This is a genomic window from Veillonella parvula (assembly GCF_024461875.1).
Lineage (GTDB): Bacteria > Bacillota > Negativicutes > Veillonellales > Veillonellaceae > Veillonella > Veillonella parvula_I.
Genome location: NZ_JANGAL010000034.1, coordinates 1 through 291, shown reverse-complemented (window position 1 = coordinate 291; position 291 = coordinate 1). Strand labels below are relative to the sequence as shown.

The window sequence follows — 291 nt, the reverse complement described above, 5'->3', positions numbered from 1 at the left end:
ATAAAATTCTAAAATGGAATCTCTATCCTGTTTTTGTTTCTTTACATTGATTTTTTCAAAATTATCCGATACAGGAATCCATGGCTTTGTATCCGAAAATCCACAGTATCTTTCATCTGTCCATTGCATCGGGGTACGGCTGTTATCTCTTGAACGGGCGGCCAGAATTTCCAGCGCCTCCTCTTTTGTTTTTCCTTCGTTTAAAAGAATCTCATAGTAATTCCGACTCTCTACGTCTGCATACTGCTCAATAGATGTATAGTGCGGATTCGTCATTCCGATTTCTTCTCC

At 39.2% G+C, this 291-nt stretch carries 1 protein-coding gene; it reads right to left on the bottom strand.

The window, feature by feature from the left end; translation table 11 throughout:
* Positions 1-282: alpha-amylase family glycosyl hydrolase (locus tag NE668_RS09755; RefSeq protein ID WP_442806932.1), on the bottom strand; the 282-nt coding region annotated here is incomplete at its 3' end.
* Between the last annotated feature and the right edge of the window lie 9 nt (positions 283-291).